The sequence below is a fragment of the Paenarthrobacter nicotinovorans genome (genome assembly GCF_007670255.1).
Lineage (GTDB): Bacteria > Actinomycetota > Actinomycetes > Actinomycetales > Micrococcaceae > Arthrobacter > Arthrobacter nicotinovorans_B.
This window is the reverse complement of the sequence record NZ_SZVS01000013.1, coordinates 104,359-127,805: the sequence shown is the minus strand read 5'-3', so window position 1 is coordinate 127,805 and position 23,447 is coordinate 104,359. Positions and strand designations below refer to the sequence as shown.

At 65.7% G+C, this 23,447-nt stretch carries 20 protein-coding genes and 1 pseudogene; 7 read left to right on the top strand and 14 right to left on the bottom strand.

Going from position 1 to position 23,447, the window contains the following annotated elements; translation table 11 throughout:
• Positions 1–68: 68 nt before the first annotated feature.
• Both merB and merA read right to left on the bottom strand, forming a co-directional pair.
• A complete protein-coding gene (gene merB, locus FDP28_RS18025) occupies positions 69–728 on the bottom strand; it encodes an organomercurial lyase MerB (RefSeq protein WP_144662974.1) in 660 nt (219 codons plus the stop codon).
• A 34-nt stretch (positions 729–762) separates the two neighbouring features.
• Positions 763–2,205 carry a mercury(II) reductase gene (merA, locus tag FDP28_RS18020; protein WP_144662973.1) on the bottom strand — a complete coding sequence of 481 codons (1,443 nt, stop codon included), beginning with the start codon at positions 2,203–2,205 and terminating at the stop codon, positions 763–765.
• 227 nt (positions 2,206–2,432) lie between these two features.
• Here merA and FDP28_RS18015 point away from each other — a divergent pair, with 227 nt between their 5' ends.
• Positions 2,433–2,822 carry a heavy metal-responsive transcriptional regulator gene (locus tag FDP28_RS18015; RefSeq protein WP_144662972.1) on the top strand — a complete coding sequence of 130 codons (390 nt, stop codon included), beginning with the start codon at positions 2,433–2,435 and terminating at the stop codon, positions 2,820–2,822.
• Between the two features lie 89 nt (positions 2,823–2,911).
• On the opposite strand, the pseudogene FDP28_RS18010 reads toward FDP28_RS18015, so the two are convergent.
• From FDP28_RS18010 to FDP28_RS17990, 4 genes and pseudogenes are all read right to left on the bottom strand, one after another.
• Positions 2,912–3,124: pseudogene (locus tag FDP28_RS18010) on the bottom strand (ferritin family protein); the annotation flags it as partial.
• A gap of 178 nt (positions 3,125–3,302) precedes the next feature.
• Complete coding sequence (locus FDP28_RS18005; protein WP_144662971.1) at positions 3,303–3,773, bottom strand: hypothetical protein; 471 nt, start codon at positions 3,771–3,773, stop codon at positions 3,303–3,305.
• 174 nt (positions 3,774–3,947) lie between these two features.
• Positions 3,948–4,370, bottom strand: coding sequence for a YkvA family protein (locus FDP28_RS18000; protein WP_260842527.1), 423 nt, complete (start codon positions 4,368–4,370; stop codon positions 3,948–3,950).
• A 64-nt stretch (positions 4,371–4,434) separates the two neighbouring features.
• A complete protein-coding gene (locus tag FDP28_RS17990) occupies positions 4,435–5,988 on the bottom strand; it encodes an MFS transporter (RefSeq protein ID WP_313955650.1) in 1,554 nt (517 codons plus the stop codon).
• Positions 5,989–6,199: 211 nt separating this feature from the next.
• Between FDP28_RS17990 and FDP28_RS17985 the strand changes: the two genes are divergently transcribed.
• From FDP28_RS17985 to FDP28_RS17970, 4 genes are all read left to right on the top strand, one after another.
• Complete coding sequence (locus FDP28_RS17985; RefSeq protein ID WP_144662970.1) at positions 6,200–7,372, top strand: ATP-binding protein; 1,173 nt, start codon at positions 6,200–6,202, stop codon at positions 7,370–7,372.
• A 362-nt stretch (positions 7,373–7,734) separates the two neighbouring features.
• Positions 7,735–10,284, top strand: a complete 2,550-nt coding sequence (locus tag FDP28_RS17980) for an HAD-IC family P-type ATPase (RefSeq protein WP_144662969.1) — start codon at positions 7,735–7,737, stop codon at positions 10,282–10,284.
• A 527-nt stretch (positions 10,285–10,811) separates the two neighbouring features.
• Positions 10,812–10,997 (top strand): hypothetical protein, encoded by a 186-nt coding sequence (locus tag FDP28_RS17975; RefSeq protein WP_144662968.1) that lies wholly within the window; start codon positions 10,812–10,814, stop codon positions 10,995–10,997.
• 265 nt (positions 10,998–11,262) lie between these two features.
• Positions 11,263–11,616, top strand: a complete 354-nt coding sequence (locus tag FDP28_RS17970) for a hypothetical protein (RefSeq protein ID WP_144662967.1) — start codon at positions 11,263–11,265, stop codon at positions 11,614–11,616.
• A gap of 512 nt (positions 11,617–12,128) precedes the next feature.
• Here FDP28_RS17970 and FDP28_RS20885 read toward each other — a convergent pair.
• Positions 12,129–12,272, bottom strand: coding sequence for a hypothetical protein (locus tag FDP28_RS20885; protein ID WP_260842526.1), 144 nt, complete (start codon positions 12,270–12,272; stop codon positions 12,129–12,131).
• A gap of 252 nt (positions 12,273–12,524) precedes the next feature.
• Complete coding sequence (locus FDP28_RS21015) at positions 12,525–12,608, bottom strand: DUF2252 family protein (RefSeq protein WP_397321067.1); 84 nt, start codon at positions 12,606–12,608, stop codon at positions 12,525–12,527.
• A 165-nt stretch (positions 12,609–12,773) separates the two neighbouring features.
• On the opposite strand from FDP28_RS21015, the gene FDP28_RS17960 reads away from it, so the two are divergent.
• Complete coding sequence (locus tag FDP28_RS17960; protein WP_144662966.1) at positions 12,774–14,072, top strand: alpha/beta hydrolase; 1,299 nt, start codon at positions 12,774–12,776, stop codon at positions 14,070–14,072.
• Positions 14,073–14,931: 859 nt separating this feature from the next.
• Here the strand turns inward: FDP28_RS17960 and FDP28_RS17955 are convergent.
• The 5 genes from FDP28_RS17955 to FDP28_RS17935 form a co-directional block, all read right to left on the bottom strand.
• Positions 14,932–15,159 carry a hypothetical protein gene (locus tag FDP28_RS17955; RefSeq protein WP_144662965.1) on the bottom strand — a complete coding sequence of 76 codons (228 nt, stop codon included), beginning with the start codon at positions 15,157–15,159 and terminating at the stop codon, positions 14,932–14,934.
• Between the two features lie 51 nt (positions 15,160–15,210).
• A complete protein-coding gene (locus FDP28_RS17950; RefSeq protein ID WP_144662964.1) occupies positions 15,211–17,937 on the bottom strand; it encodes a bifunctional lysylphosphatidylglycerol flippase/synthetase MprF in 2,727 nt (908 codons plus the stop codon).
• Positions 17,938–18,032: 95 nt separating this feature from the next.
• Complete coding sequence (locus tag FDP28_RS17945; protein WP_144662963.1) at positions 18,033–19,541, bottom strand: LCP family protein; 1,509 nt, start codon at positions 19,539–19,541, stop codon at positions 18,033–18,035.
• A gap of 160 nt (positions 19,542–19,701) precedes the next feature.
• The gene (locus tag FDP28_RS17940) at positions 19,702–20,439 is read right to left on the bottom strand and encodes a PspA/IM30 family protein (RefSeq protein WP_144662962.1); all 738 of its coding nucleotides are present in this window, start codon (positions 20,437–20,439) and stop codon (positions 19,702–19,704) included.
• 80 nt (positions 20,440–20,519) lie between these two features.
• The gene (locus FDP28_RS17935; protein ID WP_144662961.1) at positions 20,520–21,263 is read right to left on the bottom strand and encodes a hypothetical protein; all 744 of its coding nucleotides are present in this window, start codon (positions 21,261–21,263) and stop codon (positions 20,520–20,522) included.
• A gap of 164 nt (positions 21,264–21,427) precedes the next feature.
• On the opposite strand from FDP28_RS17935, the gene FDP28_RS17930 reads away from it, so the two are divergent.
• Positions 21,428–22,345 (top strand): diacylglycerol/lipid kinase family protein, encoded by a 918-nt coding sequence (locus tag FDP28_RS17930; RefSeq protein WP_144662960.1) that lies wholly within the window; start codon positions 21,428–21,430, stop codon positions 22,343–22,345.
• A 192-nt stretch (positions 22,346–22,537) separates the two neighbouring features.
• Here the strand turns inward: FDP28_RS17930 and FDP28_RS17925 are convergent, their stop codons facing one another.
• Positions 22,538–23,347, bottom strand: a complete 810-nt coding sequence (locus FDP28_RS17925; RefSeq protein WP_144662959.1) for a phosphatase PAP2 family protein — start codon at positions 23,345–23,347, stop codon at positions 22,538–22,540.
• Positions 23,348–23,447: the final 100 nt, after the last annotated feature.

Here is a 23,447-nt window from a genome sequence, read left to right as displayed (position 1 = left end):
TCAACGGCCCATAACACTTCCGTTTCGCCGCTGGTTTGGCGCCCGCCGGCTCATGAATTGGTGGAACGTTAGCAAGCGCACCCGAGCACGCACTTCGCCTGGAGGGCTGGCTGTTCGGGGAGGGATTCACGGAGCAGGGATTCGGCCATAGCCGTGCCGAGCCGGAAGGCCTCGGTGATGGGAACAACAGAACCCTCAGGGTTCGCATCGAGCCATGGCTGCGCCGTTTCGGCTGAGGCGAAGAGCCGGACCTGGTTGCAGAACGCCGATCGTATCGAGCTCATGGCCTCCGGATTGATCAGGGAGACCACGGCAGTGGCCGGCTGTACTCCGGTCACGCCGGAGGCGCTGACGCTGTACCGTACTGGGACGCCGGTGGCGTGGCAGGCTGATTCGATCCGCGCGGTGGTGCCCAGCAGGGCCGGAAAGATAAGGGTGTCCAGGGCGCACCAAGTGTAGAGCTGTTCGCCGTTCACTTCAAAGCGGTGTTGGGTGGGGCGGAGGGTCAGGCCCTGTCCGATGATGCGTCCTTCCCCGTCGTACTCGGTGTCGGGGACGGCGGCCAGCGCGGTGCGGACCTCCGGGACGGTGTGTCCGGCGGTGGCGGCCAGGTCGGCGATGTCCACGGGATCGCCCTGTGAGAGCAGGCGCGGCACCCAGAGTGCGGCTTCGATGCCGGTCGCCGGGGAGGCCAGACGGTCGGTGAGTTCGATGAAGTCTTTAGTCATGGCAGGGGTTCTTTCCGTGGTGACGGGCAGGAGGTCAGAAGGCGCAGCAGGAGAGCCTGGAGATGTCCGTGGTGAAAGACTGGGCGGCGATCTTGAGGCCTTCGGCCATGGTCAGGTACGGGCTCCACAGCTTCGCCACCTGGTCCACGGTCATCCCGGCCTCCAGGATGTAGACACCCGCGGCGGCCAGGTCCCCGGCGTCCTTCGCCACGGCGGTGATGCCCACGATGCGCCCGGTATCGGCGTCGGCGACGATTTTGATGAAGCCGCGGGTATCCCTGTTCACCAGGGCACGCGGCACGTACTCCAGGGGCAGGACCCGGCACTCGCACCTGATGCCCGCTTCGTTCGCTTCCTTGTCGGTCATGCCGACGGCGGCCAGGGCCGGGCTGGTGAAGGTGACCCTGGGCATGTGCCGGTAGTCGACCTCGCGCCCGGCGTTGTTGAAAGCGTTCTCCACCACCAGGGAACCGTGGGAGGCGGCGACGTAGACGAACTCGCGGTGGCCGGTCACGTCCCCGGCGGCCCAGATCCGTTCGTTGGAGCTGTTCAGCCGGTTGTTGACCAGGATCTCTCCCCGGTCCCCGGTTTTGACGCCGACGGCGGCCAGGTTCAGGCCCTCGGTGACGGGGCGCCGTCCCGTGGCGACCAGCAGATTCGCTGCCCGGAATTCCTGCTCGCCGCCGGACACCGTCGCGGTCGCGACGATCCCGCCGGTGGCCGGGTCCGTGCGCACGGAGGACACGGTGGCCCGGCGCACGACGCGGATGCCCTCGTCGGCGAAGACGCCCATCAGGGCCTTGGAGGCCTCGGGTTCCTCCGTCGAAGCCAGCCGGGAGCGGACCAGCATGGTGACCTTCGACCCGAGGCGGGCGAAGAGTTGCGCCTGCTCCAGGGCCACATAGCCGCCACCGAGGACCAACAGGGACTCGGGCACTTCTTCCAGTTCCATCGCGGTGGTTGAGGTCAGATAATCCACATCCGACAGCCCCGGGATCGGGGGCGCCCACGGGGTGGAACCGGTGGCCACCAGATAGTACGCTGCCCGGATCGATTCCCGGGACCCGTCCTGTCCGGTGATTTCCAGGACCGGATCGTCCTGGGTGACGGCGAACACGGCGTTGCCCTGGCGCAGCTCCCAGCCGTAGTCGCCGATCAGATCCACGTACTTCTCCGAGCGCATCGTCTCCACCAGGGACCGCTTGCCCTCGATCAGTCCGGGCATGTCCACGGCCTCGGCGGACGCGGCGATCCCCGGGAACCTGCCCGAATCGAGGGCGACGTGGCGTGCTTCGGCGGCGGCCAGCAGTGCCTTGGACGGCACACAGCCGGTGTTCACGCACGTCCCGCCGATGGTGGAACGCTCGACCATGAGGACCCGCTTGCCCAGCTTGGTGGCGCGGATCGCGGCAGCGAACGCGCCGCCGCCGGAACCGATGACGGCCAGATCGAAATCGGGTGTTGTTGGTTCAGGCATTGTTTCCTCCGAAAATCTTGTCGCACCGCACGCAGCGACGCCTCGCCATGTGGTTCTGCCCCCAGTCTGCACCTTCCCCCATAGAGGAAGGTCAAGAGGCGACCGTCACCGGCGCGCTTCATGACCTGACCTTGTGCCCGAACGAATCAGCCCCGCACAGAACCCATGACCTTCCACTAAACTGGAAGGTCAGAGGGAAAATTCCCTGCGGACATGTGAGGTGCACGATGCGTATCGGCGAAACCGCCGCGGCCGCCGGGATGACGGCCAAGACCCTGAGATTCTACGAGGATCGGGGCCTGCTGCCGGCGGCCCACAGGGCACCGAACGGATACCGCGACTACGCCCAGGAGACAGTCAGCCGGCTGGAATTCATCCGCCGCGGCCGCACCGCGGGACTGGCCCTCGCCCAGATCCGCGACGTCCTCTCAGTCCGCGACGTCGGCCAGGCCCCGTGCATCCACGTGCGGGACCTGCTGGCCAAACAGATCTCCAACCTGGACGCCCAGATCGCCGAGATCACGGCGCTGCGTGCAACCGTCGCCGAGTTCCATGACGCCGCGGCAGCCGGGGATCCCGCGGCCTGCGATCCAGGGCGCATCTGCAGCTACCTCTAAACCCGACCGGCGCCGTCACTCCCTGAAGCGCGAGCTAGGCGGGGCCAACTAGGGCCGTCACGCCGGGGCCAATAAGACTTGACACAATCAAGCAGGGTCAGCCAGTGTTCCTCGTGCCGGGCCTCGGCCTCCGCCAAGGCGAGCAGGATCTCCCGTTCCTCGCCGGTGCGTCGTCCCGCAAGATCCCGGTAGACGGCCGCTTCGGCCCGTTCATTGGCAAGGTAGCGCCGCCACCTCCGGATGTCCGCGGCGGTGGCGCCTTGGGACGCGTCCGTCGTATGAGTGTTGGGCGGGTTGGTCATGGTTTTCCTCAAGGCCCGGACCGGACCCGAAATTTTGGGGAACCAAGGTCAGAGTGGTGTCTGACCGAAGGTCTCGCTCGCCCGGCGACTGTAGGCCGGGTGGCGCACCGGGCGACCTAATCGGAAGCCGCCAGTATTTTGATACGCCGTTGCGCCCGCTGCGCGCGGACTGTGGGAACTACTCCCCTTCGATAAGACAAGTCTTCCACAACTCCAGTCTCGTTGTATGCGTATGCATGCTTTTCGGGGTGCCGAATCTAGCGTTCGAGGAATGCCTCCATCGAAGCTTTCGGGATGCCTGTGCCTGCTTCCCATTGTCAGAATCCGTGGTTGGCCTGACTGGTTCTTCGGGTGCTTCGTATCGGAGCCGGTTTAGCACGACAACGTCGAAGGCGAAGGAGAACGCGAGTAGCGGAAGTGCCAGGCCGGGCGCCGCAACTGCAACGGCCGACGGGATGTCTGGGGACGATGCGAGGAGCAGTGCGAACGGCTGCATGCAGGCCGGGACATCGACGAGGAGGTCCCGCGGGAAACTGATGACGTTCACATGGTTATCGTCGGCGGGGATATCCATCAGCGTCATGACATCGGACTGCCCGTACGCCGAGGAATCGGCCGTGCTGCCGAGCCGCCCGTTCTTGCCGCTCATGGGATCGCTGCCCAGGACGAGGACCTGCAGGCGGTCCTTGCTGTCGTTCGCCGGCGCCTCGGTCCGGAGGCCGCCGGCACCAAGAGCGGAGGTTGTGATCTTCGACTGGAGGCGCCAGAGCCGGTACCCGCCGAAAGGCCAGACATGTCAGGGTTCTGGTGAGCAGTGGGCCGATCATGGGGCGGTTGTCGCAGTTCCGGCCAGGCGTTGGATCAGTGTGAGGCCGGCGGGTGTTCCTGGCCAGTGCCGTTCCAGTGGTCCCTTGCCCGCTGTACCGATGATCGAGCGCATGACCAGGGCCACGATGATGGCATCATCGGCGTATCCGATGACCGGAAGAAAGTCCGGGACCAGATCAATGGGCGAGGCAAGGTAGACCAGCAGCAGGACCAAGCGGACCCGGATCCCGCGCGGAAGGGCCCGATCCGCGGCCAGCCGTCGCAGCAGGATCAGCAGGTCCGGCAGCAGCCGCAGCGCGTCCTTCATGCCTACCGTTTCCGGGTGACGGCGGGCGTACAGGGCCAATAGACCCAGCAGTACGGCATAGATCAGGACGACCCCACCTGTAACAGCGGTCGCCGCATCCCACCAGTTCACGCCGTGGCTTCTTCCGGCGGGTGCCCCAAGGAGTTTCGAGTCCGAGCGTCAGTCATGGACGGGTTCACCGGCGACTTTGTGGTCGGCGTGGTTCAGGCCCTCCATGACAAGGCGGATCAGGTGACCGTCGGAAATACTGTAGACAACGTGACGGCTGTTTTTTCGGGTGGTGACGAGTCCGCTGAAGAGTAGCTTGGCCAGATGCTGGCTGACCGAGGTCCGGAGGCTCCGGTCCGCTCCACCAGGGAGCCCACATCGGAGGGTTCCTGGGCCAGAAGCCAGAGGATCTGCAGCCGTGTCGTGTCCGAGAGCATCCGGAACGTGGCCGTGGCCGCGTCCAGACGACGGGCGTCCGGGGCAGCCGGGTGGTGGAGGCTGGCGGCCGGCATGCGTTGTGCGTGTTCCACCGGGTTACCCCTTTATGATCGCCGGCACGGAGCCGGTCCTGGAGGCCGCAGGCCAGAACTTGAAGGCCACTGCTGTACTGATTGTAGCCACGGCAGCCAGCACGGCGGCAGCCGTCGGCTGGCCCGCGGCGGCGACGGGATAGGTGAAGATGAAACACGCATGGAAGAGAGAACTGGGCGGTGAAGATGTAGGACCGGGTGCTGTCCGTTGCCGCGCGGCGCAGCAGCCGCGCCGAGGGCGTGTTAATCATTGAGGTCCCGACACCGAGCAGCGCCCATAGTCCCAGCAGAACCGGCCAGGTCCCGGGAACAGCGAGCAGCGCGAACGCCCCGGCGAGCCCGAGCGAAAGCAGCACGGCGCCGGCCCCCATGAAGGCCCGGTCCGGTACCCGGTCCAGGACTCCGGGTGCCGTGAGCGCGACGGCCATGGATCCGGCGCCGTAGCAGGCCAGGGCGAACGCTACATCGGCATTGGAGCCGGCGAACAGGTCCCGGGCATAGATGACGGTGTTCACCAGCACCAGTGCCGTTGCGGCGGCGACGGCGAGGTTCAGGGCCATCAGACCGCGCAGGTCGGGGGTTTTGGCGAAAATCCGGGCACCCAGGGTGGTTCGATGCCACAGCGTGCCTTCCTGCCGGGCCGCGGGTGCTGCGGGCAGTCTGGTCGTGAGCACCAGGGCGGCGGAGAACAGGAAACCGGCCACGGTCCCGAGGAATGGCTCGTGGAAGGACAGTACCGTCAGGAGTGCCGCGGCCAGTGCCGGGCTGACCAGGGATTCCAGATCATAGGCCAGACGCGAGAGCGCCCGGGTGCAATGCCGTTCAGCCGGCAGCACCACGGGGATCAGTGACTGGAACGCCGGGGTAAAGGTTGCCGAAGCACTTTGCAGCACGAAAACCAGGACATAGGTCTGCCAGGCGTGGTCCACCCTCGGCAGCATCAGCGCGATGCCTGCACGGATCAGGTCCGCCCCGACAAGCACAGCTTTCTTCGGCAGCCGCTCGACCAGGGCTGCCATTAGCGGGGCAACGAAAACATCGGCGAGCATCTTGATTGTCAGGGCCGTGCCGAGAACGGCCCCGGCCTGACCGCCGGCCAGGTCAAAGGCCAGCAGTCCCAGTGCCACCGTCAACAGGCCTGTGCCCAGAAGGGCGAGGATCTGTGCCGAAAAAAGCTTCCGGTAGGCCGGAACAGCCAGGGCTTCAATCAAGGGACTCCTTGGAACCACCGAAAATGCAGCGATGAGTGCTTACGTATGCACTTATTAACCTGGTGCATTTCGTCCTGATCCAAAGCGGCTCCTTGAGGCCCGGAGGCCGGTAGTGCTAGCCACTCTGTCAGCCATCTTTGACGCATAAAAAAATATCTCCCGATATAAAAGAATCCTTATACTGGCTCATACTTTTCTATAGACTTCTCGTGTGGACTCCGAAATGAACCCCTTCGCCCCCGGCTCCGGACTCAAACCTCCCGCGCTGGAGGGACGCGAAGCAGAAATCGAGGCGTTCGACCGTCTGATTGTCAGGACCAAACGCCAAGCCACTGAGCGGGGAATGCTCCTGTCCGGGCTCCGAGGCGTGGGAAAGACCGTGCTGCTGAACAACTTCGCCGCGCAAGCTGAGCGGCATGACTGGTTCGTTGTGCAGATAGAAGCCCAGCCCTCTCCGGACGGCCGGAAGGCGACACGGCAAAAACTGGCCCGGGCGATCGAAGCGGGGGCGAGGAGGCTGCGCACCAGGTCCGCTTGGGACTACGTAAAGGGTGTCCTGGGCAGCATCGGCTCCTTCAACGTGACCCTCGGCGTTACGGGAGTATCAGCCACACTCGGTACCACGGAAGGCCGGGCGGACTCAGGGAACCTGGACATCGACCTCGAGGAGCTCGTCGAAGACATAGCAACAGCTATGGGCAAAACCCGCAGCGGCTTCGGAATCTTCATCGACGAGATGCAGGATCTGGACGACGAGCTTTTGGGTGCGCTGATTTCGGTCCAGCACCGGGCCGGCCAGAAAGGCTGGCCGTTCTTCATCATCGGGGCGGGACTGCCCAACCTGCCGGGAAAGCTGAGTGCCACGAGGTCATACTCCGAACGGCTCTTTGACTACCGCACCATCGGAGCCCTTGACCACGCGTCGGCGGCGGACGCCATCAGCCTCCCCATGAACCGGCTGGGTGCGCACCTGGAGGCAGACGCCCTGCGGGCGCTCGTCACCGCGGCCGACGGTTACCCCTTCTTCCTGCAGGCCTACGGCAAGGCCGTTTGGGACGTCTCCTCCAGCAAAACAGTCAACCTCGACGACGCCAGATTGGCCATCGAAATAGGGACAGAACAACTCGACGCCGGGTTCTTCAGATCACGCTGGCAACGGGCAACCCCGGCAGAACGGCAGTATCTCCGCGCCATGGCCGAGGACCACGACGAAGCCTCATCCACTGCCCAGGTGGCATCACGGCTAAACCGTGCCGCCAGCCAGCTGACCGTCGCCCGCTCCAGCCTCATCTCCAAGGGCCTTATCTACGCCCCTGATCATGGCGCCGTCCGTTTCACCGTTCCCGGCATGTCTGGCTTCATCAGCCGCCAGTTCGAAGAGTAACCAGAGCCCCAAACCCCCGTGAACTACATAACGGACAGCAGCCGGAGGGCTAAAGATATCGTTCGTTATTGAGAACAACACCGGCAGTTGCTAGGGCTGGGACTCCGAGAGCGGATGCGGTGGGAGGCGTTCTTTGCCGGGTGGAACGGACGCGGAAGCGCGGTTTGTTGTCTGACGTTGTTGTCGGCGTTGTGTCATCAGCGCACGGCGGAGATCGCTGACAGCCTGGTTGATCTGTTGACTAACAGGCAGTGTCGGCATTAGATCTTTTGAGCCGCCACGGCGGGCTTTACTCCAACTACTTCAGGAGGTCTGAGCCTGCAGGCGACGCGGTGTTCCGTGTGGGCGCCTAATGTAGGTCCATGGAGCAGGATGCGGTGACCGAGGCAGGGAAAGCCAAGGCGGTGATGGCTGAGCGGGGACTCAGCCCGGACGAGGTGGCGCGCCGCGTCGCCGTGGGCGCGACGAATGACGTCCCGGCCCGGGCCGGCCGCAACGCGTGGGAGATCATCCGCTCGAATGTCTTCACACGGATCAACGCGATCTTTGCCGTGCTCGCCGCCGTCATCTTCTCGACGGGGTACCTCCTCGACGGGCTCTTCGCCGGGCTCATCGTGGCGAACAGTATTGTCGGCATCGTCCAGGAACTGCGGGCGAAGCGCACGCTCGACCGGCTCGCGATCATCGGGCAGGCACACCCCCACGTGCGCAGGGACGGCCGCACCGTGGCCATCCCTCCAAGCGGGATCGTGCTCGATGACCTCATCGAGCTCGGTCCGGGCGACCAGATCGTGGTCGACGGCGCAGTCCTCACCTCCGGTTCGCTCGAAGTCGACGAATCGCTCCTGACGGGCGAGTCCGACGCGATCGTGAAGATACCCGGAAGCACGGTCCTTTCGGGCAGCTTCGTCGCGTCCGGCTCGGGCCTGTACCGCGCGACCAAGGTCGGCCGCGAAGCGTATGCCGCGCAGCTCGAGGAAGAGGCAAGCAAGTTCACTCTGGTCAACTCGGAGCTCCGCAACGGCATCAACACGATCCTCAAGGTCATCACGTGGCTCCTCGTGCCTGCGGGCATCCTGTCGGTTTACAACCAACTGACCGGCCGCCAGCCCCTTCCGGACGCGCTACGCGGCATGGTCGCGGCGCTCGTTCCGATGGTCCCCGAGGGCCTTATCCTCATGACGACAATCGCGTTCGCGGTCGGCGTCGTCCGCCTGGGCCGGCGCAATTGCCTCGTCAACGAGCTCGCCGCGATCGAGGGCCTCGCGCGGGTCGACGTCGTGTGCGCGGACAAGACCGGGACGCTCACCGAGAACGCTATGGAGCTCGCCGAGGTCCGGCCCGTGCCGGGCGGAGCCGATGCCGACGGAGCCCGAGCGGGCACGGGCGACCGGAACAACGGTGCTCTCCTAGCCCTCGCCGCCCTCGCCGTCGAGGACGCGCGCCCGAACGCGAGCATGCAGGCGATCGCCGCGGCGTTTCCCGACCCGCCCGGATGGCGCACCGAGGAGACCCTCCCGTTCTCTTCGGCCCGCAAGTTCGGCGGCGCGCGCTTCGCCGGGAACGGCACCTGGCTGCTGGGCGCTCCCGACGTGCTGCTGCCCCCGGGGTCGGCGGCGCGCGAGGAGGCCGAGGAGATCGGCTCGCAAGGCCTGCGCGTTCTGCTCCTGGCCCGCGCGGAAGGACTCCCGGCCGGGGCGACCGGCAACACCGCAGCGGGCTCCCCTCTGACGACCGGCACCGCGACGGACCCCGCCGTCGACGATCCCGCTGCCTTCGATCCAACCGTCATCGATCGATCGGCCGCGGTGCCGCCCATCGAGCCGGCCGCGCTCGTCGTGCTCAAGCAGAAGGTGCGCGGCGACGCGCGCGCGACACTTGACTACTTCGCGGCCCAGCGCGTCGAGGTGAAGGTGATCTCGGGCGATAACGCTGCGTCGGTGGGCGCCGTCGCACACCAGCTCGCGCTGGCCGGTGCGGACTCACCCATCGACGCGCGCACCCTGCCCGACGACGACCGGCTGCCCGGCGCCCTCGAGGAACACACGGTGTTCGGCCGCGTCAGCCCGGCGCAGAAGCGCAGCATGGTGCACGCCCTGCAGTCGCGCGGGCACACTGTGGCGATGACGGGCGACGGCGTCAACGACGTCCTCGCGCTCAAGGACGCCGACATCGGTGTTGCCATGGGCGCAGGCAGTCCCGCAACCCGCGCCGTCGCGCAGATCGTGCTCCTGGACAACAAATTCGCAACTCTGCCCCACGTCGTCGGCGAGGGGCGGCGCGTGATAGGGAACATCGAGCGGGTCGCGAACCTGTTCCTCACGAAGACCGTCTACTCGGTCCTGCTCGCGCTCATGGTCGGCGTTCCGGGACTCATCGGGCTGGACGCGCTCCCCTACCCATTCCTCCCGCGGCACGTGACGATCACCGGCTGGTTCACGATCGGGCTTCCGGCCTTCATTCTGTCTCTGGCCCCAAACCACGACCGCGCCCGGCCCGGATTCGTGGGGCGGGTCATGCGCATGGCGATCCCCGCGGGCATCGTCATCGCGGCCGCGACCTTCACGAGCTACCTGCTGGTCCGACCCTCCGTGGCCGACGGCAGCACGACCCAGGTGCAGGCGAGCACCTCGGCACTCATCACCTTGATCGCCATCGCGCTGTGGGTGCTGGCGATCGTGGCCCGGCCGTACGCGTGGTGGAAGATCGCGCTCGTAGCGATCATGATGGCGGGCTCGTTCGCGATGTTCGCCCTCCCGATCACGCGCCAGCTCTTCGAGCTCGATCCCGGCAACATCGGCCACACGCTCACTGCCTCCGCGTGCGCCGTCGTCGGGATCGCCATCATCGAACTCGGCTGGTGGGTCGACGGATGGCTGCGGCGGATGCGCAGCGTGCGCGAAGTGGCCTGACGGCCCGGCTCGGCCACGCGTGCGCCTCCAATGGTGGAGCCGCAACGGGGGCAGGTGTTCGAGGTGTCCTGCCGTCGACACATAACGAAGGCCGCACGAGGGATCTGCACGACAGTCAGCGCACACATTCGCTACACCGTAGTCCGGCCCTTTGAGCCCGCCGCCCGGCCGCCGAGCAATGAAGGCGATTTCGTGGAGTCGAGCAACGAAGCCCGGCTATCGGAGTTGGTGCCTCTTCGAGGCTTGCCTTACCGTTTGCTTTTCCCGGGCCGCGTAGCGCTATGGCAGGGGATCTGGCCGCCGGGCCCATGCACCAGTCTGGGTGCCTTGTTATGCGGGGACGCGCATGCGGGAAACTTCTGCTCTATGGCACGTACGATGAGCGGATCATCATGATCATCAACGATTTTGACGGACGGCGTCCGGTCCCTGGGAGTGGGATTTGAAACGACTGGCGGCGGCCTGATACTGGCCGGCCGTGTAGGCGGTGTTTCGGAAAGCGACGCAGGGACGCCGCAGAGGACGCGGTGCGTGCCTACCACCAGATAGCCCAGCATCTGTCGGCGCTACAGCTGTCGGATGTGGCCTTCCGTGTACGCAACCACCTGGATGACTACACCGCGTTCGCCACCTACGCTGTCGGCGATCAGATCGAATCCGACAACAGTGATCTCGTCAAGGCAGTCAGAGCATTGCGCGCTGGAAGCGGCTAGCGAGAACCGACTCCCTGCGTCGAAGAACCCGGCCTAGTTCGTGGCTGTTCCGATGTTTCTGTCCACCCGGTGCACGCGCCGGCGGCCGCCGGTGTCCAAGGGACCCTGTCTTGATGCACGCGCCGACGCGACTGTGGGCGCCGTTTGGCGTTTCTGTCCGCACCCTCTCGACCCGGATTTCATCGACGCCTTCGTTCACCCGGCGATGCCTGGATGATCCCGCCTGACGATGCCCGGCATCGGGTGCCCGTACTAGGCTGGGGAGATGAATCGTCCTCTCGCTGTGCTCATCGGGGTCCTGTTCCTCGTCGTTGCGGCTGGCTGCGGCCAGGTGCAGGACGCCGCGAAGAGCGCCGTCGGCTCGCAAGCAGCAACGGCCGGTGCCGACGCGGTGCGGGGCCAGATCTGCTCGCCGTTGCAGGACGGACAGCTCAGTGGACAGGACAAGCAGGTGCTCTCGGGCCTGCTGCCCGCTGCCAGGTCCGCGGGCGTCCCGGCCCAGTTCCTCACTCCTCTCGAGGAAATTGCGAAGGCCGGCGACCAGGTTCCGGCCGCCTCGGTCACGGCCTTGCTCAAGGCATGCGGTCTCACACCGAGCCCGACACCGAGCAGTAAGTAGCAGACTGCGTCCGGTTGCTCCACACGCAGCGGCAGGGCCGCGGGCAAATTGCCGATGCGGCTGACCGGCCCCGGCCTGATCGGGTCCGGTGAAGCCGGATTCCTCGGCCGCCGCGCTCCGGGCGCGTTCGCGTTCCGTTGCCTCCGGTCAATCGGGATCGGGCGGGCACCGTGTTGCGGTCGCCGGGAGCGCACCGCAGCCGGTTGTACAAGGTTAGCCTTCTAATAAGCTGCCGCGGTGACCACTGCACCAGACCTTGCGCGGGGTCTCCCAGCTTCGTTGTAGATAGGATTTTTCGCCCTCCTGCAGCCTTCCCAGCAAACCGTAAGGTTCAGGTAGGCATAATGGACCGGAGCTTCGGTCAACCGCTATTTGATCGGAGCTTTGCCAACTGAGGGCGCCAGGTGCCGGAGTCGCGTACTGTCCCGGAAGTGGGTCAGTCAGAAGCTAGGAGCACAGGGGTTCGATCCACCCGGTACCCTCGGGGACCCTGGGAATCCGGGCACCGGGATCTACTTGAAGCCGCAGGCCTCGCGCAATGCGGTGACCGCGTCGGCCGGAACCTGGTCGCCGGCCTTCTCGATCCGTTCCAGGGGAGTAACGAACTGGGCCGGGACGCCCGCGGACCTGGCTGCCGGTAGCAGGCCCGAGAGCACCTGCTTGTCCTGTGCACTGATCTGCCCCTCCTGCAGCGGCGAGCAGATCCGCTCTGCACCTCGTCAGCAGCGGCCGTTGCTGCCCGCGAGGCGGCGGCGCCTTTCGCGGCGTCCTGCCTGGCCGCAGCCGACCACGGAACAGAATCACGATGAGCACCGCGAGAGGACGATTCATCTCCCCAGCCCAGTACGGGCACCCGACGCCGGGCATCGTGCGCCGGGAACATCCATTCTGCGCGAAACCGGTGATGGCTAGGGAGTTCCACTCCAGGGACCCGACGCCGTCTCGTCGAAATCGTTGATGTCCATGATGATCCGGGCATCGTGGCCAGCCATAGGCCCCGGAACCGAATCCAGCAGGAGTTCGCCTCGACACCGTGCAGGAGGTAACCAACGGGGTTTCTGCTCGGTGAGCGGCGCGCATGGCACTGCTAAAGACAAAACCAGTGAACGTATCCTAGCTAGTGAAATGAACTTAGGGCGCAGGAGGCAGTAGCTGCAGTGGACTTTATTGCCGACATTCCCTTGGCGCAGGGTCCGGTCCTGTGGTGTGCCTGGGCAACGGGTGCGGCCGGCGGACTGTATCTTCTGTGGGGCCGAGGCGTTCGCTGGGCCCTTCGAGCGGTCATCGTTGTTTTCCTCGCTGTTGCCATCGTCGCTGCCGTTCATTGGCTTCTGATCTATGTATTCTCCACGTTCCCGGAAGTGCTTCCCTTGGAGGTGCTGGCATGGTCCGTGCCGGCAGTGGCTGCCTTGCTTTTATGGCTTGTGCGTCTTCGCGGCCCGGGGTGGCGCGGCAGGGCAGTTGCCACAGCTGCCCTGCTTGGCGTTTTCCTGTTGAGCGCAGTTCAGGTGAATGCCTATTTTGGTCTTAACCGCACCGTCGGCGACCTTCTGGGGACGGCCCTGGCGCGGATTCAGCCGCTGGAAGCCGGACTGATGCGCCAGCCGGGCGGGCCCGCCCCAACACGCCTGGACGCCTGGAACGCCCCGGGGGACCTTCCGGACGGGGGCCTGCTAAGAAAAGCCGTGATCCCGGGTCCCCGCTCAGGTCTGGACAGCCGCGAGGCGTTCATTTATCTGCCTCCGGCGTATCAAAGCACCCGACGCCCGGCATTGCCCGTGCTGGTGCTCTTTTCCGGCCAGCCCGGCGGCCCTTCAGACTGGCTCACCGGAGGTGCACTCCGTAGCCAGCTGGACCGTTTTGCTGCCCAGCATAACGGCCTGGCACCGGTGGTGGTGGTTGTGGACCCCAACGGATCCGCCACCGGGAATACGCTGTGCATGGACAGCCGCATCGCGCAGGCGGATACGTTCCTGTCCCAGGATGTGCCCGGTTGGATCAGCCAGACGCTGGACGTTGACTCCGATCAGCGCCAGTGGGCGGTTGGCGGGTTTTCGTTCGGGGCTACCTGCGCCCTGCAGATGGGTACCAGGCATCCTGACCTCTACCCGTCCGTACTCGCCTTTGCCAGCGAGCAGGAACCCGCCTTGGCCAAGGAACGGCAGAAGACGATCGACGCCGCCTTTGGTGGGGATACGGCCGCCTTCGAAGCGCAGACCCCGTTGGGCATCATGAAGCAGCGAAACTTTGCCGGGAAAGCCGTGTATTTCGCTGCGGGCGCCAAGGACCCTGAGTTCCTCGGCTATATGGAGGTGTTGTCAGCGGCGGCGCGGGAAGCAGGGTTCACGGTTGAGACCCGGCAGGTCGCCAACACGGGCCACTCATGGGAGATGACATCCAAGGCGTTGCCGGGAGCCCTGGACTTTCTGGCAGCGCGCTGGGGAATCCGCCCGTGAACGACACGCCGACCGACTGGGGTAACCTCAGTGCGTCTGGCACTTGGACAGCTGCGCACTTCGCGGTACCGTTCACCGTGGAACTGTACCGTCTTCCATCACGGGCCTTCTTCAGCCTATTATGAAGCCTTGCTTCGGAAATCCCGACTCATTGGCGACCTGTGAGGTCGGCCCGGCGGTATGTGTTCCTCGGAGTTCCTCGCGAACGACACTGCCAGCGGTCAGGAAAATCGGTAACGTGACACCCTCTCCGCGCGCGGAGACCGTACAGTGCGGCGCTCTGGTGTGGCGCCGCTGGGCGTGGCACCGCCTGACGCGTGGTCTCAGAGCGGGCCTTCCTCGTGCGGGTCCGCCAGCGACCGGCGGCATCCTCATCCGCGTGGCCAGCGCCCAGTACGCGACTCCGGCACCTGGCGCCCTCAGTTGGCAAAGCTCCGATCAAATAGCGGTTGACCGAAGCTCCGGTCCATTATGCCTACCTGAACCTTACGGTTTGCTGGGAAGGCTGCAGGAGGGCGAAAAATCCTATCTACAACGAAGCTGGGAGACCCCGCGCAAGGTCTGGTGCAGTGGTCACCGCGGCAGCTTATTAGAAGGCTAACCTTGTACAACCGGCTGCGGTGCGCTCCCGGCGACCGCAACACGGTGCCCGCCCGATCCCGATTGACCGGAGGCAACGGAACGCGAACGCGCCCGGAGCGCGGCGGCCGAGGAATCCGGCTTCACCGGACCCGATCAGGCCGGGGCCGGTCAGGCCGGGGCCGGTCAGGCCGGGGCCGGTCAGGCCGGGGCCGGTCAGCCGCATCGGCAATTTGCCCGCGGCCCTGCCGCTGCGTGTGGAGCAACCGGACGCAGTCTGCTACTTACTGCTCGGTGTCGGGCTCGGTGTGAGACCGCATGCCTTGAGCAAGGCCGTGACCGAGGCGGCCGGAACCTGGTCGCCGGCCTTCGCAATTTCCTCGAGAGGAGTGAGGAACTGGGCCGGGACGCCCGCGGACCTGGCAGCGGGCAGCAGGCCCGAGAGCACCTGCTTGTCCTGTCCACTGAGCTGTCCGTCCTGCAACGGCGAGCAGATCTGGCCCCGCACCGCGTCGGCACCGGCAGAGTGGGAAGGGGACTTCGGGAAAGCCTCAGCCCATCACTCAGGCGCCCTGGAAGTGTGGTGAGCAGATCTTTCCTCCTGTTGCGGTGCCGGGGCTGTTCCACTGCTTTGCTCCGGCGGTGACAGCTGCTGGCCCCTGTTTTGCCGGCCGCCTCCGCTGTCCCGGGGCGCACGGTCCCCGCATGGGTGCGATGCGGTGTCCACCCGGCCAGACGCAGCGGTCTTGCCGCGCAGCAGTATGCGGCGCACCAGCGCCAGGCTTTCTCCGAGGCTGATCGCCGGCAGATAGGCGCGGGTGACGGCGTTGCCGATGGCGGGCAGCGCGGCCGCGTCGGGATAGAGCATATAGAGCGGCTCATAACGGGGCCGGAATTTCGCTTTGAAGGCCAGCAGGGACCTGAACCCATAGATGGGTTCCAGAGTTGCCCCCAACCAGTCAAGCAACCGTTCAAGGCCTCCGGTGCCCGGCGGCGCTGCTGTTGTTGGCTGGGGCCCGTCGGGGCGCGCCCTGGCCAGAGGTGCCCCGGAAAGGCTGATGAACTCATAGCCTTCCTTCTCGAGGCTGAGCATGGCGGAGGCTATCAGAAACTCGATGGCGGGGCGGAAGCCGCTGCTGCGGCGGCGCATGAAGTCCAGCGTCCAGCCAACGACGCCTCCGTTGCGGTAGACAGGCAGCCATGACGCTATGGCGTGGACTGTGTGATGATCGTCAACGGCGAGCAGGCACCGGACATCGGGGTCCCTAAGCTCGTCCAAGCCCCCCAGGGTGAAGCCCATCTCCGGTATTTTCTTATCTGCAACCCACTCTTCGGAGATCTCCTGGATCTGGGCCTGAAGGGGCAGCGGTGCTGTGGTGTAGGTGATCCATTCGGCGCGGATGCCCACTTTTGCCGCGTTGTTCATCGCGGTGCGGATGTCCTGAAACTTTTTTCCCTTGAATGACACTGAATCCAGGGACAGCACCGTCTCCTGGGCAACCTGCACCGAGGCCCACCCGAGCGAAGCCGCATGGTCCCGCAGCTCCTGGTCCACCGAGTAGAAGCACGGGGTCCATCCGTGCTCGCGGCAAAACCGGGCAAACTCCGATAGCGCTGTTCCCTTCCCGCTTTCCGGCCCCACCGGACCGCCGAGTGTCAGCGCGATCCCTGAGATGACGCGGTAGGCGATGAAACTCTCGCCGGTGGCGGAGAACCAATAGGTGTTCCCGGTCCACGTCGTCATCCAGGACAGGGAGCCGCCTCCTTGTTTGATGAGGATCGAGCGGGCACCTTCGGCCCCCCGGTGATGGACGGCAGCAGGGCGCAGGAACGATTTGAGGACAAGCACACCCGACGCGGCCCAGAAGATGACCCCGACACCCTCGTACAGCAGCACCGCGGCCATGCCTTGGGGAAAGAACGCCGGAGGTACGTCCAGCGTGTACGCCAGGGGAAGAAACCTGTCCGGAACATCTGTGAGCAGCTCAGCCGGACCCGGAACGGGGGAGAAATCCTGGGCCAGGGCCAGCCCGGCGCCCACGTACACCACACCCAGGGCAACTGCCGTTCCAGCAAGACGGAGGCCGAGGGATCGATAGGTGCCCGCCGGGGCGGCGACCGGGAAGAGCTTGCGGGTCATCAGCAACACGAGGGTCAGCGCGGCGGGCAGCAGCAGTGGCAGCAGCCAGGGGAGCGGGTACGCGGACCCGGCTGTTCCGATAGTGCTGATCCCTTCAGCGGCCCGGGTGTCCGGCGCTGCCGGCTGCAGGACTCCATTGATGGTGATCCCGGCCAGCACGGAGAGGCTGAGCTGGATCAGCACCGCGGCGGCCCAGGCGAAGCGCCGGCCGCGCCTCAGACCATCTGCGAGCAGCAGCAGCAGGAAGGAGGGAAGGATCGCCATGAAGATCCCGCCGGCTCCGGCGCGCAGTTGCAGCTGGGCCGCCGCGCAGTGCTTGGCCTGGGCCGGGTCACTGCAGAGGCTCTGGAGCTCCAGTGGATCCACGGGCTGGATATTGGTGAACAGGAGCCGCAGGACAGACAACGGTCCGGCCGCGTGCGGGACCAGACCGGCCACGACCGGTCCGATGGCGGTCACCGCTACGAGGAGCGCGATCAGGACCCGGCCTTCGTGCCGGGAGGTGACGGGGCGTCCGAAGTGCGTCCGCCGGCGAAGCATGACCGGTCCCAGAAGTGCGCCCGCACCGGCCGCGGCGAGCCGGACCAGATCGGCGAAACCCCCACCATAGAGGGCCAAAAGCAGCAACAACGCGAAAACCACCAAACGGATCCGGCGTCGCCAAAGGGTCGGCATCGCCGTGGTCGCCGCGATGGCGGTACCGGCAATGAACGCGCTGGGACCCAGGAAATGATGCCCGCCCATTTCCCGCGTCCAGCCGCCCATCACGGCCCGGGCAGCAGCCACAAAACCAACGGCCGCTCCGACACCCAAAACCTGGACACCCAGTGCGGAAGCGCCAAATCTCAGGCTTCCCATCCGGCGTTCAAGGGGGACGCCGACGGCGAGCACCACAATGGTTGCCAGAACATATCCCGCCAGGTTCCCCGCCCAGAACGCCGATGCAAGCAACGTCCACCACTGGCCGGGGATTGAATGGGCAGTTGCTGCCACATGGGAACGCAGCGACCCCTCGGGCCCGGAGACGAGGCTGGACGACAGTGCCCCCGCCCCCCAGAAAACGGCGACAAAGCCCAGCGTCACCGGCGCACGGGCCAGTAGCGCGGACCACTGTCGGGGGTGCAGGCCACGGCGGGACCCGGTCATGGGAAACAGTCTCGGCACCTGAGGGCTCTCCTTTCATCGCGGGGACCCTGGACTTCCTTCCCGGTCACAGCCGCTGCTGCGGTGCATGGGAGTAGCTATCCGAGCGGGTTCGCGCTCTGGCAGCTCTGATCGTTCGCGGTCTGGGCAACGACATCGCCGGGCCGGGGGGCCGGGACCACAGGCCGGTTCCCAGCGGCGAAGTCTCCGCCCGCGTAGATCTGCACGCCGTGGACGGGAGCAAGTTCCTGCATGTTTGAGGCCGGGAGGGCGAACATTGTGGCCAGGTCAGCAGCAACATCAGCAAAGCCCGGCCCAAAGTAGACCATGGTCTCTGCCCGCGGCTGGGCCGGTATGCGGGCCAGGTTCGTGAAGCCCTTGGCGGACAGCAGCGCCGCGATGTCCTGGCTCCTGCCTGTTACCCCTGTTCCATTGGCGACAGTGATCGGCTGGAGGGCCTTGTCGTACCCGGTTGCCGGTGATTCCGTGGCCGGGACAGGTGCGGGGTCAGAGGCTGCCGCAGCCTGGCTCAGATCGGGGTTTTGCTTGAGGGCGGCAAAAAAATTACCCGCGGCCGGTTCGCTCAAAGTCAGCCTGTTGGGATCCGGTGCCGCGGGGGTATTGGGTACGGTGATGAAGTTGACCTTGGCCGGATCGATGTTCTTGAGCCTGTCGGCGATGGTCAACAGCGCCGGTGCGGACGCGAGACCTTCATCGACGGTCAGGTTCTTTGTCACGGTATCGGCGATGCCCAGCATCTTTTGCGGGTCGCCCAGGGTCCCTTCGGCCTTGAGTTTGCGGGTCAGGGAACCAAGGAACGCCTGTTGTGCTTTGATCCGGCCAAGGTCTCCGCCGTCCGCAAATGCATGGCGGGTGCGCAGAAACGCCAGCGCCTGGTCTCCCTGGACCTGAGAGGTACCTTCGGGCAGACGTAACCCGGAGTCGGGGTCGAAGACGGCGGAGCTGACGCACACCTCAACGCCCCCTACGGCATTGGAGAGTTCCTTCACCGCGTTGAAGTCAGCCATCATGAAGTGGTCGACTTCCAGGCCCGTGAGTTTGTTGACAGTATCCACGGCGCAGCCGATCCCGGCTTCGGCCATGGCGCTGTTGATCATTGCCCCAGGGCGGGGCGCGTAGTGCCGGCCGGTCTTGGCGTCGGTGCAGGCCGGGACGTCGACCAGGAGGTCCCGGGGGAAACTGACAACGTTGACGTGGGTGTTGTCGGCCGAGATGTCCAACAGCATCATCACATCCGATTGCCCGTAGCCGGAGGACTGGTCCACGGTGCCGTATTGGCCGTTCTTCCCGGTCCTGGTATCACTGCCCAGGACCAGGACCTGGAGGCGGTCCTTGCGGTCATCGACGGGGCCATCGGAGCGCAGGCCGCCGGCGCCCAGGGCGGAGGTGGTGATATTGGTCTGCAGCCGCCACATCCAGTACCCGCCGAAAGCGAGAACACCCAGCAGCAGCACAGCGGCTGCGCTGCCGGTGATCTTAAGCCAGCGCAGCCGATGACGGGCACGGCGGCTGCTCTCAACCAGGGTGCCTTGGCCCGGATAGGAGCGGTGCGGGTCCGGATCGGGTCCGTGGCGGCTGATCAACATGACTCCCACGATTGACGGGCACTGGACTTGGCAGTGGAATAAGAATGGTGTTTCCGAACGCGACCACGGCCGCTGTCAACGCCCGCCGGTACGCGTCCGTGGCCAAACCCGTCAGGTCCCGGCGCAGGGCAGCTCCGCCGCCCCGTGATGGCGGCAAAGATCATGGCTGCCCTCCGAAGGGAAAGGCTCGCGGCGGTGGACCGGGCTCGGGTGAAGCGTGCAGGGCTGCCAATTCCTGTTCGATTTCATTATCAATCCGGAGCCGGTCGAACTCCATGTCAGCGTTGCTCCCACCTCTTCCTGCGGCCGCTGCAGGAGAAGAGGCGAGAAGCTCTTCAAACCCTGCGGCCCTAGCCTGCAGCGCGGCGCACTCGCGCTCGGCCTGACCGAGCAACCGGTCGAGTTCGGCAAGGTCTCCGTCAAAGCCGGACAGTGACCGGGCGGCGACCGTCCGGGCATCGGCTGCCCTGCGGGTGGCGTCGAGGTACTCCTTCCTGACCCGGATCCCGTCCACTTGTGACTGCAGGGTCTGAAGGGAGCGGGCCAGTGCGTCCTCCTGGTCCCGCAAGGCTTCATCCTGGCGCCCCAGATCGGTCAAGCTCCGGCGCAGGACGGCCCGGCGGCACAGCGCCTCCCGGGCCAGTGCGTCCTGCCCTGCTGCGATTGCCTGTTGGGCTTCCTCTTGCAGGTGGTGCATGAGGGCGGACGCCCGCTGTGCCCGGAGGTTGACCCTGGTGCGCGCGGCGACGATATCGGCAAGGCCGCGGCGTAACTGCCGGAGCGTGTCCTGCTGCCGCGCGTACAAGGCTTCAAGGGTCTCGCGCAGGTTCCCGGCCTGGTCCGGTGTGCCGGCGGTACCGGACCGCAGGAACACGGCCATTCGTTTACGGATCTTCATGGCTTCCCCCGCAGCGGATGCAGGCAGCAAAGACGGCGGCGGACCGGGCTGTCATGTAGACACAGGATCCACCACGCCTTTTACGAACCATCGGTGTGGCCGCGGACAGCAACGGTGTGCGGCCAGTCATGGCCGCACACGACAGTGCGCGTTGACTGCGAAGTGACCCCCGCCGGAGGTTCGGCGGGGAAATGGCCGGAGCTGGAGTAGCTCTGCGTCCAGGCTTGCAGGACCTGACTCTCGGTGGCAAGCCGGGCTCTGACATCGTTGTCCAGGTCATCCGTACCCAGTGCGATGGCTGCATCTGTCAAGGTGCTGCGGACGTCCCGGGCGGCACGCTCGATCTGCGCCAGTTGCGGTTCGAAGGCCGCGGCCGCGGCCCGCCGGGAGCTTTCGTCCGGCTCCCGCTCGGCGAGCCGCAGCTGGCTGTCCAGCGCGGCCCCGGCCCGGGTAAGAGTGCCCATGATGGCCGGGATTTCCCCGACCGGGCGTTGCTGGTCACGGAACAGCTCGACAGCACGGGTTGTGGAATCCAGGGCTGCGCGTAGCCGCAGGCGCTTTTGGGCAAGCTCGCGGCCCACACCTTGGGCGCCCCGGGCCCGTACCTTGAGCAGGCCTCCCTGAAGTGCTTTTTCCATTCCTTCCTGGCCCCGTTTCACCGCACCGGACCGCCTTGCCCGGCGCACGACCACCCAGACAGAAACCGAGACGGCAAGAAACAGGACCAGCACGAGGATGAGGATGAAAAGTAATCCCAGGCCAAGCATTGAGAACAGTTCGATTCCGCCTCGCCCGGCATCGGCGGCAATGAAGATGTGTTGCACGGACAACCTCACTTGGAATGTTACATTCGTAGCAGTTCAGGGTCTTATCGTAGCAGTCCCCTCCGGTACGAAAGGGGCATCCCGTGCGGAGAACAACCTTGGCACGGTGCCCGAACGTGGTGCCTCCCGACAGGCTGTGTGGGCAGAGAAAGGGCAACCGAAGGATGCAGCCCAAGCAACAACTCGAAGAGCACATCCGCAGGCACAGGCGCGCGGTCTTGCTGGTCAACACGGCGTCCCGGCGCGCCGGCCGCTTCGCAGACCGCGCCCGGTCGCTCCTGGAAGACCGGGGCATGGCCTTCGACAGGGTCCTTGAAGTGTCCGACGGACGACAGCTCGGCGCCGTACTCGCCCAGGCCCTGGCCCTGGAACCAGCGCTGCTCATCGTCGGCGGCGGCGACGGGACTCTCAGCCGCTGCGCGGCCGCTTTGGCCTACCGGCACACCGTTCTGGGAATCCTTCCTCTGGGCACGACCAACAACTTCGCCCGAAGCATGGGGATCCCCCTGGACCTTACGGCGGCAGTGGAGGTAATCACGACGGGAAAGGTTGCCGACGTCGACCTGGGCATGGCCAACGGCCGGTATTTTGCCAACGTCGCCGGCGTCGGGCTCTCGGCCCTGGTCGCGGGCGGGACGGGACCGGGGATGAAACGATGTCTGGGTCGTCTGGCTTACATGGTCACCGGACTGCGGATCCTGGCCAGGCACAGGCCTTTCAGCGCCTGGCTCGACTCCGAGTCCGCCGTCACCCCACTGACCACTCACCAGCTGGTCATCGCAAACGGCGGCTTCCACGGAGGAAGCCCGATCCGCGGGGCAGGCATCGATGACCGCCTGCTGGCCGTCTTCGGGCTCGGCGGCAGACGCCGGGCAGGTTTCCTGGTGGAACTGGGTCTCTTTGTCCTCGGCTTCCACCGTCCGGCGACCGGCTTTCTCCTCATCAATCGGCTCAGGATCGAAACCGAGCGGCCAGTTCCAGTCGAACTGGACGGTGAACTGGCGGGCACCACCCCACTCCTGGTCGAGGTCGCAGCGGAGGCACTGAAGATCATGGTCCTTCCCAGCTTCCCGGATGACTGAGCGCCCCGGCACCAGAGTCCATTGCTGAACCGCCGGGAGCCAGTAACCGGCGGGCGGAAGGACCGCCCACTGTTCTGTCCCACGCCGAAGAATGGGAGGGGGCCGTTCCACTGCACGTTCAGCGGCGCGGGGCATAAGGGCGGCCAGGTCTTATACTTCCCGGGCACCCGATTGCCTTTGCCTGTTCCCGTTTCAAGACTTTCGGCGGAGCGTGAGGTGCAGCCGGTGGACTGTGATGACGATGGCGAGCCATGCTGCACCGAGGGTCCAGGCAACAAGAACGTCGGTGAGCCAGTGGTGGCCGAGAAACACCCTGCTGAGGCCGATAGTGACGGCGAACCCTGCAGCCAAGGCTAAGGCCGACGCCCTGACCCGGAGGCTGTGGCCGCGCAGCAGGATGAGGTAGGCGATGATCCCTGCGATGACGAAAGAGTTCAAAGTGTGGCCGCTGGGAAAGGAAGGGGAGTACTCAAAAGGCGGGACAGCATCAACGAGGGGAGGCCGGGCCCGGCCGATAAGCTGCTTGCCGACCACGGTCATGAACAGGGATCCGGCTCCGGCAATGACGATGAGAACAAAAGGTGTCCAGGTCCGTTGCCGGAGGGTGAGAATGATGATGGCGACCAGGGCAACGACGGGCAAAACAGTCTCGCCGGCGAGAGCACTGTAGCCGGTCACTGCGGCGTCAACGGCGGGCGAACGCAGCCTTTTTACCGCATCCAGCACAGGACGGTCCAGGGCAGCCACCCCGTCGGACTCTGCCACCGCCTCGTACACCTCACCGGCAACCGCGGTCAACAGCCCTGCGATGACGGCGCCCGCCACAACCATGAGGATCAGCGCCCCGTGCCGCCCAAGACGGAAACTAAGCCGCTGGACCCAGGACGCGAGAGCCCTACCGGCCGGTGTTTTCCACCGGGTGAGGTCGCGGCTACCGACGGTCCGGTCATCCGCAGAGGTTTCTTCTTCGCGGGGTGGAGGGCCATCAGGGTGGTGGTTCATGGTTTCTGTTGCTCCTGTTCGTAAATCCAGGCGGGCTGCTCATCGCACGGGCCGGCCAAGCCCTCCCTCCGGTCAAGCCGGCTGATACAGGGCCTCACGT